The organism is Pelagibacterium sp. H642 (assembly GCF_031202855.1).
Taxonomy (GTDB): Bacteria; Pseudomonadota; Alphaproteobacteria; order Rhizobiales; family Devosiaceae; genus Pelagibacterium.
The window spans coordinates 3,433,890-3,449,272 of record NZ_CP101829.1; the positions used below are offsets into that span (position 1 = coordinate 3,433,890).

Genomic DNA, 15,383 nt, shown 5'->3' on the forward strand with positions numbered 1-15,383 from the left:
TTGGGGAGGCTGCAATGCGCGCGGTCGTTTCCGAACGCTACGGTCCTCCCCACACATTGAGGCTCTGTGATGTTCCCGTTCCCAAACCGGGGCCTGGCGAAGTGCTGGTGCGCGTCTGCGCGGCATCGGTCAATTCATGGGATTGGGACCGGCTGATCGGCAAGCCTTTGGCTCGGATTGCCGAACCCTTCGGTCCGTCCCACAGAATAGCCGGTGCCGACATCGCCGGTGTTGTCGAGGTCCTCGGAGAAGGGGCCGAGGGCTTTGCCGTCGGTGACCGGGTCTTCGGGGATCTTTCGAATGGCAAATGGGGTGGCTTTGCCGAATATGCATGCGCGCCAATATCAACTCTGGCGCATATACCGGATGGGCTGAGTTTCATTGATGCCGCCGCCTTACCGCAAGCGGGCGCTTTGGCCCTGCAAAGCCTGCGCAAGAGTTCCGTTCCCAAACCCTCGATCCTCGTCAACGGTGCCGGTGGCGGTGTTGGAACCTTTGCCATTCAGATGGCCAAGCAACTCGGTGCGGCGGTCACCGCCGTTGATTGCCCGGGGAAGCGCGACCGGGTGCTTGCTCTGGGCGCCAATGCATTCATTGATTATCGCACAATTGATTTCACCGCTGCCGGTGACCAATACGACCTGGTCATCGACGTCGTCGCCCATCGCTCGGCCAGTGCCTATGCAAGGGTGCTTCGCGAGGGCGGCGTGCTCGTGGTTATCGGCGGCACCATCCGCAGTCTTCTCTCTGTGGCCTGCTTTGGCAGCGTCATCGGAAAAACACAACGCAAGCGACTGGGCGTGCTGTTTTACGAGGTCTCGCCAGCCGATTTCTCGCAATTGGCTGGGCAATGTGTCGAAGGCCGGCTCACTCCGGTCATCGACAGCGTCTTTCCCCTGGAGCGCGCAGCCGAGGCCCTCCAACGCATCGGGGGAGGCGAGGCGACCGGCAAGATCGTCATTTCAGTATCGGACTGAAGTATATGGCCGCAGCAAGAAGTCCTTAAGCTTGACGAAGTATGAAGGAAGCTTGGCAGCGTCCTACGGTTCGAGTTTCCATGCCCACCCGCGTCAAACGTCCTTCTATACTCGTTAAGTTGAGCATAACCGCCAGTTTGCTCGCCTTTCAGGGCTATCTGGGCTATCACGTCGTGACGGGCGCCTTCGGCATCGATAGCCAGCGCGAGATGCTCGAGCAGATTCGCCTCCTCGAAGCCCGGCAGGCAGCGCTCGAAATCGAAATCGACTCCTACGAGCATCGGATCGCGCTCTTCGACCCACGGCGGATGGATCCCGACATTCTCACTGAACGGGCCCGAGCCCTCCTGGGTCTGGTCCATCCGGACGATATCATCATCGTCCCCGAAGCGCAGGACGTAAACTGAATTTCAGTTCATCAATGTTCTGAACTGAAATTCGGTTAACTAATAAATATATCGGTATTATAGACGTTTATCCGGTCTCGTGCTGTCACGCGACCCCTTTGCCGGTAGCATCGGCCGCGGTATTGTGCATCAATGCCTCCCGCATCCCGTGCACCTCGCCAATGGGGTGGCGGCACCGATCCACTTTCCGGAGACGTCGCATGGCGCGTAAAGCGACGGCCGCCAAGGCCACTTCCAACATACCCGAACTGAGCAAGGACGAGGAGCTTCATGCATTCCGCGAGATGCTGCTGATCCGCCGGTTCGAGGAGAAGGCTGGCCAGATGTATGGCATGGGCCTGATCGGCGGCTTCTGCCACCTATATATCGGACAGGAAGCCGTGGTGACCGGGATCACCATGGCGTCGAAAAAGGGCGAAGATGCCCAGATCACCGGATATCGCGATCACGGTCACATGCTGGTCATGGGGCTCGATCCTAGTGCCGTGATGGCCGAATTGACGGGTCGTCAAGGCGGCTTGTCGAAAGGCAAGGGCGGTTCGATGCACATGTTCTCCAACGAACACCGATTTTATGGCGGCAACGGTATCGTCGGCGCCCAGGTTTCGCTCGGCACCGGCCTCGCTTTCGCTTCCAAATATCGCGGCGACGGCTCGGTCTCGATCACCTATTTCGGTGACGGCGCCGCCAACCAGGGCCAGGTCTATGAGAGCTTCAACATGGCCAAGCTCTGGAACCTGCCGGTCGTCTATGTGATCGAAAACAACAAATACGCGATGGGCACTTCGCTTGAGCGCGCTGCCGCCACCACCGATCTCTCCCAGCGCGGCCTCTCCTTCGGTATTCCCGGCGAACAAGTCGATGGAATGGACGTTCGCATGGTCAAGGATGCTGCCGAGCGCGCCATCGAACACGCACGGTCAGGGAAGGGACCCTACATTCTCGAAATGCTCACCTACCGTTATCGCGGTCACTCCATGTCCGATCCGGCGAAGTATCGCTCCAAGGATGAAGTGACCAGCATGCGTTCGGAGCGTGACCCGATCGAGCAGGTGCGCAAGCGCATTATCGAGAAGAATTACGCTACCGAGGACGAGCTCAAGGATGTCGAAAAGGACATCCGCGCCATCGTCACCGCAGCGGCCGATTTTGCCACCAACGATCCCGAGCCCGATGCGTCCGAGCTCTACACCGACATCCTGATCGACTAAGCGCAGGCCCAGGAGAAAACATATGGCTACCGATATTCTGATGCCCGCGCTCTCGCCCACCATGGAAGAGGGCAAGCTCGCCAAATGGGTCGTCAAGGAAGGCGACAAGGTCGCGCCCGGCGACGTCCTGGCTGAAATCGAGACCGATAAGGCCACCATGGAGGTGGAAGCTGTCGATGAAGGGATCATCGCCAAGATCTTCGTTGCCGAGGGCACCGAAAGTGTGAAGGTCAACACCCCGATCGCCGCGCTCGTCGCCGAAGGCGAAGACGCCAGCGCCGTTCCCGAACCCGAGATTGGCCCTGACGAACCCAAGGAATCCGAAAAACCCGGCTATTCCGACGCTGTCGAGAACAAGTCCCAGCCGACCACCAAAGCCGTCGACGCGCCGGCCGCGCCTCAGTTCAAGCCGCAGAATGATCCCGACATTCCCGACGATGTCGAAATGGTCACCATGACCGTGCGCGAAGCGCTTCGCGATGCCATGGCCGAGGAAATGCGCGCCGACAAGGACGTCTTCGTCATGGGTGAAGAAGTCGCCGAGTACCAGGGGGCCTATAAGGTCACCCAGGGGTTGCTGCAGGAATTCGGCAAGGAGCGCGTGATCGACACGCCCATCACCGAGCACGGCTTTGCCGGCCTCGGCGTCGGTGCCGCTTTCGCGGGCCTCAAGCCGATTGTCGAGTTCATGACCTGGAATTTCGCCATGCAGGCTATCGACCAGATCATCAACTCTGCTGCCAAGCAGCTCTACATGTCGGGCGGGCAGGTGACTGCGCCCATGGTATTCCGTGGCCCGAACGGCGCCGCCGCCCGCGTGGCCGCCCAGCACAGCCAGGATTATTCGGCCTGGTACAGCCACATCCCCGGCCTGACGGTCATCGCTCCCTATACCGCGGCCGACGCCAAGGGGCTGCTCAAGGCCGCCATTCGCTCGCCGAACCCCGTCGTCTTTCTCGAAAACGAGATCCTCTACGGCTCGACCGGCGAAGTACCCAAGATGGACGATTTCGTCCTCCCCATCGGCAAGGCACGTATCGCCCGTGAGGGTAAGGACGTGACCATCGTTTCGTTCTCGATGGGCATGCGCTACGCCACCCAGGCCACCGAAAAACTGGTCGCCGCCGGCGTCGATGTGGAACTGATCGATCTGCGCACGCTTCGCCCGCTCGATATCGATACGGTGATCGAGTCCGTCAAAAAGACCGGCCGCTGTGTAACCGTCGAAGAGGGCTGGCCCCAGGGCGGCATCGGCTCGGAAATCTCAGCCCGCCTCATGGAGCGTGCCTTCGACTATCTGGATGCGCCCGTGACCCGCGTCACCGGCAAGGACGTTCCCATGCCTTACGCCGCCAACCTCGAAAAGCTGGCGCTCCCGAGCGTCGACGAGGTGATCGCCGCCGTCAACGCCGTCACCTACCGCAGCTAAGGGAGGCATCGGATGCCCATCAACATCACCATGCCCGCCCTCTCGCCCACCATGGAGGAGGGGACCCTCGCCAAATGGCACGTCAAGGAGGGCGACACCGTCTCCTCCGGTGACGTGATCGCCGAAATCGAAACCGATAAGGCGACCATGGAAGTGGAAGCCGTCGACGAAGGCACCATCGGCAAGATCCTGGTTGCCGAGGGCTCGGAAAACGTCAAGGTCAACGCCGTTATCGCTGTGCTGCTCGAAGAGGGCGAAAGCGCCGATGCGATTGGCGACACCTCGTCTGGCCAAACCGAGGTTGAGAAGTCGGAAGAGGCGCCCAAGGTCAGCCAAGCGGACGAAAAAGCCGAAGCCAAAGCAGAGGACACGCCAAAGGCCCCGTCTTCAAGCTCGGATGCCAAACCCGCTCCTGAGCCGCTACCGGCGCCCAAGACCGACGGCAACCGCATCTTCGCCTCCCCACTGGCTCGTCGTCTCGCCAAGGAAGCCAACATCGATCTCTCCGCTATCTCGGGCTCCGGTCCCAAAGGCCGCGTCGTCAAGGCCGATATCGAGAAGGCGAAAAAGGATGGTGTTCCCTCCAAACCCTCCGCCGCACCTGCGCAGGGGGCTCAGCTCGCCGCAGGACTTGGCAAGAACCAGGTTCTCGCAATGTACGAGGAGGGCTCCTACGACCTCGTGCCCGCCGATGGCATGCGCAAGACCGTCGCGGCGCGCCTGACCGAATCCAAGCAGACCGTCCCGCACTTTTACCTCACCATCGATTGCCGCATCGACAACCTGATGAAGGCCCGCGAAGAGATCAACGCAGCGGCGCCCAAGGACAAGGACGGCAAGCCGGCTTACAAGCTCTCGGTCAACGACTTCATCATGAAGGCGTGGGCCATCGCGCTCCAGCAGGTGCCGCAGGCCAATGCCACCTGGGCGGGCGACGCCATCCTCTACCACCACCGCTCCGATGTCGCCGTCGCCGTCGCCGTTCCCGGCGGTCTCTTCACGCCCGTCGTCAAGTCCTGCGACCAGAAGACCCTGCGCCAGATCTCGGACGAGGTGAAGGATCTCGCCACCCGCGCGCGCAACAAGAAGCTGGCCCCGCACGAATACCAGGGCGGTTCTACCGCGGTTTCCAACCTCGGCATGTACGGCGTCAAGCACTTCGGCGCCGTCATCAACCCGCCCCACGGCACGATCCTCGCCGTCGGTGCCGGTGAAGAGCGCGTCTACGCCGAAAAGGGCCAGGTCAAGACCGGCCAGTTCATGACCGTCACGCTCTCTTGCGACCACCGCTCGGTCGACGGCGCTCTAGGCGCCGAACTGCTGGCGGCGTTCAGGAAGCTGATCGAAACACCTGTGATGATGCTGGCTTGAACAAGGAGAGGATGATGAAGACCATCCTCGCCTTCGGCGACAGCCTCACCTTCGGCACCGACCCCGTCGTCCAGGGCCGGCGCCATGCTTATGAGGACCGCTGGCCGACCCGGCTCGAAGCGGGCCTCGGCGGCAAGGCTCGTGTCATAGCCGAGGGCTTGGGCGGGCGAACAACGGTGTTCGACGACTTCGCCTCGCCGTCCGACCGCAACGGCGCCCGCGTCCTGCCGACGCTCCTGGCGAGCCATGAGCCGCTCGATGCCGTCGTCGTCATGCTGGGCACCAATGACATGAAATCCCACATCTGTGGCAGCGCCTTCAGCGCTGCCCGCGGCATGCGGCGCCTTGTGGAGATCGTTCGAACGTTCCCATGGGCAGCAATGCCGGCGCCCCAGGTCGTGCTGGTTTCTCCGCCCCACTGCATCGAAACCACCTCACCTGCGCTGGATCCCAATTTCGGCCAGATGATCGCCGAAAGCCGGCAGCTTGCCACCCATTACCGACGCGTTGCCGAGGAAACGGGCTGCCGCTTCTTCGACGCGGCGACCGTCTCCAAGGCCTCGCCGGCCGACGGCGTTCATCTCGACGCCCCCAACACCCGCGCCATCGGCGATGCTCTCGCGCCGATCGTTAAAGACATGCTCGGGCTCTAGCCCGGAACAACAAGAGGAAAGCCATGGCGGATCAATACGATATCATCGTGATCGGTGCCGGTCCCGGCGGCTACATCGCGGCCATCCGTGCCTCGCAGCTCGGTCTCAAGGCGGCCATCGTCGAGCGCGAGCACATGGCCGGCATCTGCTCGAACTGGGGCTGCATCCCCACCAAGGCGCTTCTACGCTCGGCCGAAATCTATGGCCACATGTCTCACGCGAAGGATTATGGCCTCAAAGCCGATCAGTTCGATTTCGATCTCGACGCCATCGTCAAGCGCTCGCGCGGCATCGCGGGCCGCATGAACGATGGCGTGCAGTTCCTGATGAAAAAGAACAAGATCGATATCATTTGGGGCGAAGCCACCATCACCAAGCCCGGTGAAGTCACCGTCGCGGCAACGAAAAAGAAGCCTGTCGAACCCCAGCACCCCAAGCCCAAGACGACACTGGGCGAGGGCACGTACAAGGCCAGGAACATCATCGTCGCCACCGGCGCCCGTCCGCGCGTCCTGCCCGGCATCGAGCCGGATGGGGAGAAGATCTGGACCTATTTCGAGGCGCTGAAGCCCGCCAGGATGCCAAAATCGGTGGCCGTCATGGGCTCGGGCGCCATCGGCATCGAATTCGCCTCCTTCTATCGCTCGCTGGGCGCCGAGGTCACCGTCATCGAACTGCTGCCGCAGATCATGCCGGTCGAAGACGCCGAGATCGCCGGCCTTGCTCGCAAGCGCTTCGAAAAGCGCGGCATCCAGATCCTGACCGATGCCAAGGTCGGCAAGGTGGACAAGACCAAGGACGGCATCACCGCCCATGTCGAACTCAAGAGCGGCGACAAGAAGGAGATCAAGGCCGACGTCCTGATCTCGGCCGTCGGTGTACAGGCCAATTCCGAAAATCTCGGCCTTGAGAAAGCGGGCGTGAAGATCGATCGCGGTGTCATTGTAGCCGACGATCACGGCCGCACCAATGTGGAAGGCATTTGGGCCATCGGCGATGTCGCCGGCCCCCCCATGCTGGCCCACAAGGCCGAGCACGAGGCCGTCATTGCCGTCGAAACCATCGCCGGCAAGACTGTCCACGGCCTCGATAAATCGAAAATCCCCGGCTGCACCTATTGCGAGCCCCAGGTCGCCAGCGTCGGCCTCACCGAAGCCAAGGCCAAGGAACTGGGCCGCGACATCCGCGTCGGCCGCTTCCCCTTCGTGGGCAATGGCAAGGCCATTGCTCTGGGCGAGCCCGATGGCCTCGTCAAAACCATCTTCGACAAGAAGACAGGCGAACTCCTGGGCGCCCACATGATCGGCGCCGAAGTCACCGAACTGATCCAGGGGTTCGTGGTCGCCATGAACCTGGAAACCACCGAGGAAGAGTTGATGCACACCATCTTCCCGCATCCCACCCTTTCGGAAACCATGAAGGAAAGCGTGTTGGACGCCTATGGTCAGGCGCTGAACATCTAAAAAGGCACGGATCGCCCAGACTCACCGCTCCGTGCTATGGTCTTGATGTCGGAGGAGGAAAACCCGACATCAGGTCGATGCATCCAAACGCAAGTCGAATGCATTGACCCATCGTCCATAACCCGATTGGAGAGCCAGTATGGAAGGTGTAGGTTGGATAGGCGCAATCATCATTGGCGGCATTGCCGGATGGATTGCCGAAAAGATTATGGGTTCTGACCAAAATCTTTTGATGAACATCATTCTCGGTATTGTCGGCGCCATCGTCGCCAATGCCATCCTTGCGATCTTCGGCATCAATTTTGCCGGCTGGATCGGCAATTTGATCGCCGGCGTCATTGGCGCCTGCATCCTCATCTGGATCGGCCGTATGATCCGCGGACGAACGTAACTCTCATGCGGCCGCGCCCTTTCGGCGCGGCCGGCACGCTCCATAGGGGCGATAGAACAAGAACACAGCGTCGTTTCCTTAGCTTTGATGAAGCTATGAGATGACCCAGGGGCAGATATGGTAACGCTTCTCGACACGGCGGCACGTCAGGCCGCCCGCCATCCGGAAAAGGCAAAGCGGCCCGATACCGAGATGCTGCGCAAGCCCGAATGGATCCGGGTCAAGGCGCCCGGTTCGCCGGTCTACCGCGAAACCCAGGAAATCGTCCGCAAGCATGGTCTGGTCACCGTCTGCGAGGAAGCCGGCTGCCCCAATATCGGTGAGTGTTGGAGCAAGAAGCACGCCACCATGATGATCATGGGCGAGGTCTGCACCCGAGCCTGCGCCTTCTGCAACGTGCGCACCGGTCTGCCGACCGCGCTCGATCCCAACGAACCAGAAAACGTCGCCAAGGCCGTCGAAAAGCTCGGGCTTGAACATGTGGTCATCACCTCGGTCGATCGCGACGACCTGGCTGATGGCGGTGCGCAACACTTCGCCGACGTTATCCTCGCCATCCGGGCCCGCAACCCGCGTACGACGATCGAAATCCTCACGCCCGACTTCCTGCGCAAGGAAGGCGCGCTCGAAATTGTCGTCGCCGCCAAGCCCGACGTCTTCAACCACAATCTTGAGACCGTCCCGTCAAAATATCTCACGGTCCGTCCGGGTGCGCGCTATTTCCACTCCATCCGCCTGTTGCAGCGGGTCAAGGAGATCGATCCGCAGATGTTCACCAAGTCCGGCATCATGGTTGGGCTGGGCGAAACCCGCAATGAAGTGCTGCAGTTGATGGACGATTTGCGCATTGCCGATGTCGATTTCCTCACCATCGGCCAATACCTGCAGCCCACTCGCAAGCACCACAAGGTGGAAAAATACGTGACGCCCGAGGAGTTCAAATCCTACGCGACCATCGCCAAGACAAAGGGATTCCTGCTGGTGTCGTCGAGCCCGCTCACCCGCTCCTCACACCATGCTGGCGAGGATTTCGCCGAACTGCGCAAGGCCCGTCAGGCAAGGCTCGGTCTGGCGTGATGAAAAAGACCTTCGAGCGTTTCGTCCCGCATTCGGCGGCGCAGATGCTTGCGCTCGTGGCCGATGTCGACACCTATCCCGATTTCATCCCTCATTGCGAGCGGATGGACGTACGCCGCAGCGTCGACGCGCCGCAAACGCGCTTCGATGCTCGTATGCACATCAAGTTCGGTCCGATCGCTCAGGCTTATACAAGCCGCATCGAGGTCGATAGGGAAGCCTGCACCCTGCGCGCCCGCGCCGTCGACGGACCGTTTTCCCATCTCGACAGTATATGGCGTTTCACCGAGACGGGGCAGGGCACGTCCATTCGCTTCGATATAGACTTCGCGATTGCCAATCCCCTGTTGCGCGCTGTGGCCGAGCCGGCCTTTGCCGCCAAGCAGGAAGAAATCATCGACGCCTTCGTCGCTGAGGCGCACCGCCGTTATGGCGGTGCGCAGGATTAGGCTTTCCGGCGAATTTCCTTGCCGCCGTTGAGTTCGACGGCTGAACGGAACAGTGCCTTCAGCGCTTCCTCGTCGATCTCGTCATCTTCGGAAATATCGATGGCCCGGCGGGTATTGCCGTCGAGGCTGGAATTGAACAGACCAGTCGGATCGTCAAGGGAAGCCCCTTTGGCGAAAGTGAGCTTGATGTAATTTTTGTAGCTCTCGCCGGTGAACAGCATTCCGTTATGCGACCACACCGGAACTCCGCGCCATTTCCATTCCTCCACCACCTCGGGCTCGACCTCTTTGATGAGCGCCCGAACCTTGGCAAGTTTTTCGCCGCGCCAATCGTCCAGATCGCTGATCCTGCCGTCGATCAGCCGCGAGGCTTCCGCTGCGTCTTGAGCCATCCTCTCTTCTCCCTCACTCAAACACCGGCCTGACGACCGGCGCGCCACCTTACCGCATGCGGCAGCACGAACATATAGAGCCCCGTGGCAAGCAGCAGGAACAGCGGCGGCAGCGGAGTGTAATAGATCCATTCGGCCGGCTCCATGCCAACTCCGAGCATGATGAAGATCGCCGCGACGACGATGGTGAAGATGATCGAAAGCCAGCGGTGAATCTGGCGAATCCATTTGCTCAAGGAAAACCTCCCGATACTTTGGTGAGCGGACACTCTGTCCGCTCGATCATGTGCTCAATCCAATTGGCTGACGACTTTTTCGAGGTTCTCGAGGTTCTGCCGCCACCCGACCTTGGCGCCGCCGAAAGCCTGCTTCTGATCGGGACGGAAGCCAACCTGTTCCATGCGCAATTGCGTACCGTCGCCGGCAGGGGTGAGCGTAAAGGTCACCACGCTTTTGAGGGCATAAGTCGGATCTTCGTGATTGTAGTCCCACGTATAGGACAGCGTCTTGTGCGGCTCGACGGTTAGCACTTCGCAGTCCACGCCGCCCCAATCCCCCGACAGATTGAACTTGTGGCCCACTGAGGCATTGAAATCGTTCTTCATCAGCCATTCGGAGATCAGGTGTGGCTGGGTTAGCGCTCGCCAGATCTTTTCGGGAGGGTAGGGGATATCCCGCTCGACCACCACGGAGAGCGTTTCGGTTGATGCCTGGGTCATTGGTCCATCCTTTTCAGTAAATCCTCGAGATCGTCGAACCGACTTTCCCAGAAGCTGGTCATGTCCTTCGTCCAGTCGACCAGGGGCTTTAGGGCAGCAAATTCGGCACTGTAGTGGGTTTGGCGACCTTGCTGACGGTCGCGAACCAATCCGGCCCGTTTCAAAATTCCAAGATGCTTGGAAACGGCGGGCTGTGAGATGCCGGCCATGGCGGTGATCGCACTGACCGTCGTGTCTCCATCGCGGCACAAGCGTTCAAAAATCGCCCGTCGCGTTGGATCGGCAAGCGTGCGGAACAGAATGTCGTGCGGCTGATCCATGATGTATAACTCGTGAGCTATTGATTTGACCAATAACTGACGAGCTATATGTGAGTCAAGCGAGAGGATGCAAAAAAGACAATATTGCTTGGGAGGGAATGGCCGTTATCCTTCGCCCGACTCAGAAGCAATGAGCCGACGTGGAGGATATCGATATGGACGTTTATTATCCGGTTGCCACCGTAACGCTGCTGGTAGGCATTACGCTCTTTGGCATGGCGCTGACCGTGGCGAGAACGCACGCGAAGACCGGTATCCTAGCCCCTGCAATGTCGGGTGATCCTCGCCTCGAGCGCGCGGTTCGCGGTCACATGAACACCATTGAATGGACTTTGGTGTTTCTCCCCGCCATGTGGCTGTTCGCCATATATTGGAGCGTAACCTGGGCTGCCGTCTTGGGTGCCCTCTGGATTCTGGCGCGGATCGCTTATTTTATCGGTTATCTCGCAGCGCCCGAAAAACGTTATCCCGGCTTTTTGGCTCAGGTTCTGGTGACGTCGATATTGTTGTTCGGGGCACTCGGTAGAATAGTGTTTCTTTGGATCGCCTAATAGGAATCCAGCACCATTTCCAGCGCGACCCGCACGGAAAGTTGGCGCACGATATCTCGTCCCTGATCGCCGAACTCTTCCTTTCGGTGCAGCGTGCACTCCTTGGTCGCCACGGCAAAGTGGACAAGCCCGATGGGCTTTTCCTCCGAGCCGCCGCCAGGACCAGCGATGCCGGTAACCGAAACCGCAAGATCGACGCCGGCCTTGCGCAGCGCACCTTCGGCCATGGCGCGCGCGACCGGTTCGGACACGGCGCCGTGCTCGGAGATAAGGTCCGCCGGCACCTCGATCATATCGGTCTTGGCGCGGTTATCGTAGGTTACGAACCCCCCATAGAGCATGCGCGAGGACCCGGCGACCGTGGTGAGCGAAGCGGCGATCAGTCCGCCGGTGCAGCTTTCGGCGGTGACCATCATATGGTCGGCCACAATGAGCCGATCGTTGACCTTTTTGGCCAGCGCCAGGGTTTCGGAATCGAGCATTAGGAGTGATCCTGCGGAATTTCGATGGTAGCGATAGCCTGGGCGGCTATGCCTTCTTCACGGCCAGTAAAACCCAGTCGCTCCGAAGTGGTTGCCTTCACCGCCACCCGGCTGGGCGAAATGTTGGCGATCTGCGCGATTCGCTCGCGCATTGCCTCCACATGCGGCCCGATCTTGGGCCGCTCGCAAATGATCGTGACGTCGAGATGCACCACGCGTCCGCCCCGCTGCCGGACCAGCGATACAGCGTGTTCGAGAAAGATCGCCGAATCGGCGTCCTTCCATTCACTCTCGCTGGGCGGGAAATGCTTGCCTATGTCTCCATCCGCCAATGCACCGTAGAGCGCGTCCGAGAGGGCATGCAGCACCACGTCCGCATCCGAATGGCCCTTGAGCTTGGCCGAATGCGGTATCGCGATATTGCCCAGGATCACTGCATCGCCCTCGGTGAAGGCATGCACGTCAAAACCTGATCCCACCCGCGTTTCCATGGTGTTTTCCTTCCCGACGATCCGCTCGGCCCGTTCGAAGTCGCCCGGCAGCGTAACTTTGATGTTGCGTGAATCGCCCTGGGCGAGGGCGACCGACAGGCCGGCCCATTCTGCAATGGCGGCGTCGTCGGTGAACCCGTCGCTCATTGCAATTGCACGCCGATGAGCATCGTAGATCGGTGCGAAGTGAAAGCCCTGCGGCGTCTGTGCGGCAAAAAGCTGCGTCCGGTCCTCGGTTCCGCCCACCGTTTTTCCATCCGTCGAGCGTTTGATGGTGTCGGTCACCAGCGTTACCGGCAGCGCGCCATCTGCGCCATCGAGCGCCGCGATCACGTTGTCGATCAGTGTCGAATCTATGAACGGCCGCGCCCCGTCATGGATCAGGACGATATCGGGCGGATCGCCGGCCAGCGCTTCGAGCCCCTTGAGCACTGAAACTTGCCGCGTCTCACCGCCCGGAACCGGCGCACTGAGCCGCGGGTCGGAGAGTCCGAGCCCCGCGAACAAATCCCCTTGATCCGCGCCGATCACAGGGATCACCCGATCGATCTGCGGAGCGGCCAGAAGCGCTGAAAGCGTGCGGCTGAGCAGCGGAACACCGGCTATGGGACGGTATTGCTTGGGCGTGCCATCGCCACCGGCACGCTCACCACGTCCGGCGGCAACCACGAGCGCGACAATTGTTCGAGACTGTGTCATTAAACTTTGACCATCCTTGGCCATAGGCCCGGGGCAAATCCTATCCCGCAATTAAACTTCCCCGCTGGCGGAAACAAGGACAGCAGGGCTGTCTTTAGCAAAACGATCCAGAACAGGGCATTGAAACGGCGCGGTTTTTGACTAATCTGTCACCAAAATCGCCACGTTGTATAGTTTTGAGGCAGAAGATTGGCACTGGATGCCCGCGAAATAAGCATTGGTGATCTACCTGTCCGAAATCGAGCCTTCCTCGCACCCATGGCGGGGATCACCGATAGGCCCATGCGCGACCTCGCCGCTCGCTTCGGAGCCGGCTTGGTCGTATCGGAAATGATCGCCAGTGCAGCCCTCGCCACCGGCCAGAAGGAAATGGTGCGCAAGCTCGCTCCGTCTGGCGGCCTGCCGCATGTGGTCCAGCTCGCCGGCTGCGAGGCGGAGTGGCTGGTGCGCGGGGCAAAGATAGCCGAGGATGCTGGCGCCGATGTGATCGATCTCAATTTCGGTTGCCCCGCCAAGCGCGTCACCAACGGCTTCGCCGGCTCCGCCCTCATGCGCGTTCCTGATATTGCCATCTCTTTGATTGAAGCCGTTGTCGAGGCCACGAGCCTGCCCGTCACCGTCAAGATGCGTCTGGGCTGGGATGATGAAAACCTCAACGCGCCCGACATCGCCCGCAGGGCCGAGGCCGCCGGCGTGAGGCTGATCACCGTTCACGGCCGCACCCGCCAGCAATTCTATAAGGACATCGCCCGCTGGCACCTCGTCCGCCCGGTGGTCGATGCGGTTTCCATCCCCGTCGTCGTCAATGGCGATATCTTAGGCCCGGTCGAGGCCGATGCCGCGCTTGCCCAATCGGGCGCCCATGCCGTGATGATCGGCCGCGGCGCCCAGGGCCGGCCGTGGGTGGTAGGACAGGTGGGTGCCCATCTCGCCGGCCGGTCCGGTCCCGCTGCCCCCGAAGGCGCGGACCTCATCGATCTGGTTGCCGCCCACTATGAAGAAATGCTCTCCGAATACGGGACCGAGCTGGGTGTCCGCGTTGCCCGCAAACATATCGGCTGGTATCTCGACGCCATCGGCAACACCTCCAGCAAGTCCCGCCGCCCCGCAATGACCGAGGAAGACCCGCGCGCCGTGCTCTCGCTTCTCCCAGATATTTTCGATTGCGCCTGGAGCCGGGCCGCATGAACGCCGCGATCGAAATCGACCTGCACACCTCTATTCTGCAATCGCTGCCCCAGCCCGTCCTGGTCTGCGCCGAGGATGGCGCCATCATCTTTGCCAACTACGCCGCCGAAGCTTTCTTCCACGCGTCCTCGTCCATCCTGACACGCCAGAAGCTATCCGATTTCATCGCCTTCGGATCGCCCATCCTCAGCCTCATCGAGAGCGTCGCCACGCGCCTTGCGCCGATGATTGAATATCGCGTTCAGGTCGGCACCTCACGCGTCGCCGAGGATCGCATCGCCGACGTCTATGCCAGCCCGATTCCCGAAATGCCCGGCTTCGTGACGCTCATCTTCCAGGAGCGCACGATGGCCGACAAGATCGACCGCCAGCTCGTCTCGCGCGGCGCGGCGCGTTCGGTTACCGGCCTTGCCGCCATGCTGGCCCATGAGATCAAGAACCCGCTCTCGGGCATCCGCGGCGCGTCTCAGCTCCTCGAACAATCCGCCACCGGCGACGACCGCGTGCTCGCCCGCCTGATCCGCGACGAAACCGACAGGATCGTCGATCTCGTCGACAGGATGGAGGTGTTCGGCGACGAGCGCCCGGTGGAGCGCATGCCGATCAACATCCACGTGGTTCTCGAACGCGTCAAACTGCTCGCGGCCAATGGCGTCGCCAAGGGCATCGCGTTCTCGGAAGACTACGACCCGAGCCTCCCGCCCGTTCTCGGCGATCGCGATCAGCTCATCCAGGTCTTCCTCAACCTCATAAAGAATGCCGCCGAAGCCCTTGATCGGACGTCTAAACCAGAAATCAAGATTATGACGGCTTTCCGCCCTGGCATCCGCATCGCGGTCACCGGAGTTGCCCAGCGTATTTCCCTCCCGCTCGAGATCATCATCGAGGATAACGGGCCCGGCGTCCCCGCCGATATCCTGCCGTTCCTCTTCGACCCGTTCGTCACCACCAAGCTCTCGGGCTCCGGCCTGGGGCTTGCCCTCGTCGCCAAGATCGTGGGCGACCATGGCGGCGTCATCGATTGCGACAGCAAGCCGGGCCGCACCCGTTTTCGTATCCTTCTGCCGGTCGCCAAGGGCGCCGACGCCAAGCCTTCCGAACACCAGGACTGAC

Annotated in this window: 19 protein-coding genes; 13 read left to right on the top strand and 6 right to left on the bottom strand. The window is 60.9% G+C overall.

Translation table 11 applies throughout. The features are described 5' to 3' along the window. Positions 1-14: 14 nt before the first annotated feature. The 10 genes from NO934_RS17145 to NO934_RS17190 all read left to right on the top strand — a co-directional run bounded on the left by NO934_RS17145 (position 15) and on the right by NO934_RS17190 (position 9,428). Positions 15-977, top strand: coding sequence for an NAD(P)-dependent alcohol dehydrogenase (locus NO934_RS17145; RefSeq protein ID WP_309161199.1), 963 nt, complete (start codon positions 15-17; stop codon positions 975-977). A gap of 80 nt (positions 978-1,057) precedes the next feature. Continuing rightward, positions 1,058-1,384 carry a septum formation initiator family protein gene (locus NO934_RS17150; protein ID WP_309161200.1) on the top strand — a complete coding sequence of 109 codons (327 nt, stop codon included), beginning with the start codon at positions 1,058-1,060 and terminating at the stop codon, positions 1,382-1,384. A 200-nt stretch (positions 1,385-1,584) separates the two neighbouring features. Then, on the top strand, positions 1,585-2,595 hold the full coding sequence (gene pdhA / locus NO934_RS17155; RefSeq protein WP_309161201.1) for a pyruvate dehydrogenase (acetyl-transferring) E1 component subunit alpha: 1,011 nt from the start codon (positions 1,585-1,587) through the stop codon (positions 2,593-2,595). A 22-nt stretch (positions 2,596-2,617) separates the two neighbouring features. Further along, positions 2,618-4,024, top strand: a complete 1,407-nt coding sequence (locus tag NO934_RS17160; protein ID WP_309161202.1) for a pyruvate dehydrogenase complex E1 component subunit beta — start codon at positions 2,618-2,620, stop codon at positions 4,022-4,024. Between the two features lie 12 nt (positions 4,025-4,036). Then, entirely contained in the window at positions 4,037-5,395 is a 1,359-nt protein-coding gene (locus NO934_RS17165; RefSeq protein WP_309161203.1) for a pyruvate dehydrogenase complex dihydrolipoamide acetyltransferase, read from the top strand. An 11-nt stretch (positions 5,396-5,406) separates the two neighbouring features. Further along, positions 5,407-6,048 (top strand): SGNH/GDSL hydrolase family protein, encoded by a 642-nt coding sequence (locus tag NO934_RS17170; protein ID WP_309161204.1) that lies wholly within the window; start codon positions 5,407-5,409, stop codon positions 6,046-6,048. A 23-nt stretch (positions 6,049-6,071) separates the two neighbouring features. Next, positions 6,072-7,511: a dihydrolipoyl dehydrogenase gene (lpdA, locus tag NO934_RS17175; protein WP_309161205.1), complete on the top strand. Its 1,440-nt coding sequence runs from the start codon at positions 6,072-6,074 to the stop codon at positions 7,509-7,511. Positions 7,512-7,650: 139 nt separating this feature from the next. Then, on the top strand, positions 7,651-7,902 hold the full coding sequence (locus NO934_RS17180; RefSeq protein WP_309161206.1) for a GlsB/YeaQ/YmgE family stress response membrane protein: 252 nt from the start codon (positions 7,651-7,653) through the stop codon (positions 7,900-7,902). A gap of 117 nt (positions 7,903-8,019) precedes the next feature. After that, positions 8,020-8,979, top strand: a complete 960-nt coding sequence (gene lipA / locus NO934_RS17185; protein WP_309161207.1) for a lipoyl synthase — start codon at positions 8,020-8,022, stop codon at positions 8,977-8,979. After that, entirely contained in the window at positions 8,979-9,428 is a 450-nt protein-coding gene (locus NO934_RS17190; protein ID WP_309161208.1) for a type II toxin-antitoxin system RatA family toxin, read from the top strand. Before lipA ends, NO934_RS17190 begins: the two co-directional genes overlap by 1 nt. Here NO934_RS17190 and NO934_RS17195 read toward each other — a convergent pair. The 4 genes from NO934_RS17195 to NO934_RS17210 are packed head-to-tail and all read right to left on the bottom strand — an operon-like array spanning position 9,425 to position 10,859. Further along, positions 9,425-9,820 (bottom strand): DUF1801 domain-containing protein, encoded by a 396-nt coding sequence (locus tag NO934_RS17195; RefSeq protein ID WP_309161209.1) that lies wholly within the window; start codon positions 9,818-9,820, stop codon positions 9,425-9,427. The genes NO934_RS17190 and NO934_RS17195 overlap by 4 nt on opposite strands. Before the next feature lie 17 nt (positions 9,821-9,837). Beyond that, entirely contained in the window at positions 9,838-10,056 is a 219-nt protein-coding gene (locus NO934_RS17200; protein WP_309161210.1) for a hypothetical protein, read from the bottom strand. Between the two features lie 54 nt (positions 10,057-10,110). Then, a complete protein-coding gene (locus tag NO934_RS17205; protein WP_309161211.1) occupies positions 10,111-10,539 on the bottom strand; it encodes an SRPBCC domain-containing protein in 429 nt (142 codons plus the stop codon). After that, positions 10,536-10,859: a metalloregulator ArsR/SmtB family transcription factor gene (locus NO934_RS17210; RefSeq protein WP_309161212.1), complete on the bottom strand. Its 324-nt coding sequence runs from the start codon at positions 10,857-10,859 to the stop codon at positions 10,536-10,538. Before NO934_RS17210 ends, NO934_RS17205 begins: the two co-directional genes overlap by 4 nt. Before the next feature lie 140 nt (positions 10,860-10,999). Between NO934_RS17210 and NO934_RS17215 the strand changes: the two genes are divergently transcribed. Beyond that, complete coding sequence (locus tag NO934_RS17215) at positions 11,000-11,410, top strand: MAPEG family protein (protein WP_309161213.1); 411 nt, start codon at positions 11,000-11,002, stop codon at positions 11,408-11,410. Here NO934_RS17215 and NO934_RS17220 read toward each other — a convergent pair. Beyond that, on the bottom strand, positions 11,407-11,892 hold the full coding sequence (locus NO934_RS17220; protein ID WP_309161214.1) for a CinA family protein: 486 nt from the start codon (positions 11,890-11,892) through the stop codon (positions 11,407-11,409). The genes NO934_RS17215 and NO934_RS17220 overlap by 4 nt on opposite strands. Then, positions 11,892-13,082 carry a bifunctional 2-C-methyl-D-erythritol 4-phosphate cytidylyltransferase/2-C-methyl-D-erythritol 2,4-cyclodiphosphate synthase gene (locus tag NO934_RS17225; RefSeq protein ID WP_309161215.1) on the bottom strand — a complete coding sequence of 397 codons (1,191 nt, stop codon included), beginning with the start codon at positions 13,080-13,082 and terminating at the stop codon, positions 11,892-11,894. Before NO934_RS17225 ends, NO934_RS17220 begins: the two co-directional genes overlap by 1 nt. A gap of 210 nt (positions 13,083-13,292) precedes the next feature. Between NO934_RS17225 and dusB the strand changes: the two genes are divergently transcribed. Together dusB and NO934_RS17235 are read left to right on the top strand one after the other, a co-directional pair. After that, positions 13,293-14,270, top strand: a complete 978-nt coding sequence (dusB, locus tag NO934_RS17230; protein WP_309163753.1) for a tRNA dihydrouridine synthase DusB — start codon at positions 13,293-13,295, stop codon at positions 14,268-14,270. Then, the gene (locus tag NO934_RS17235) at positions 14,267-15,382 is read left to right on the top strand and encodes an ATP-binding protein (protein WP_309161216.1); all 1,116 of its coding nucleotides are present in this window, start codon (positions 14,267-14,269) and stop codon (positions 15,380-15,382) included. Before dusB ends, NO934_RS17235 begins: the two co-directional genes overlap by 4 nt. Position 15,383 lies beyond the last annotated feature (1 nt).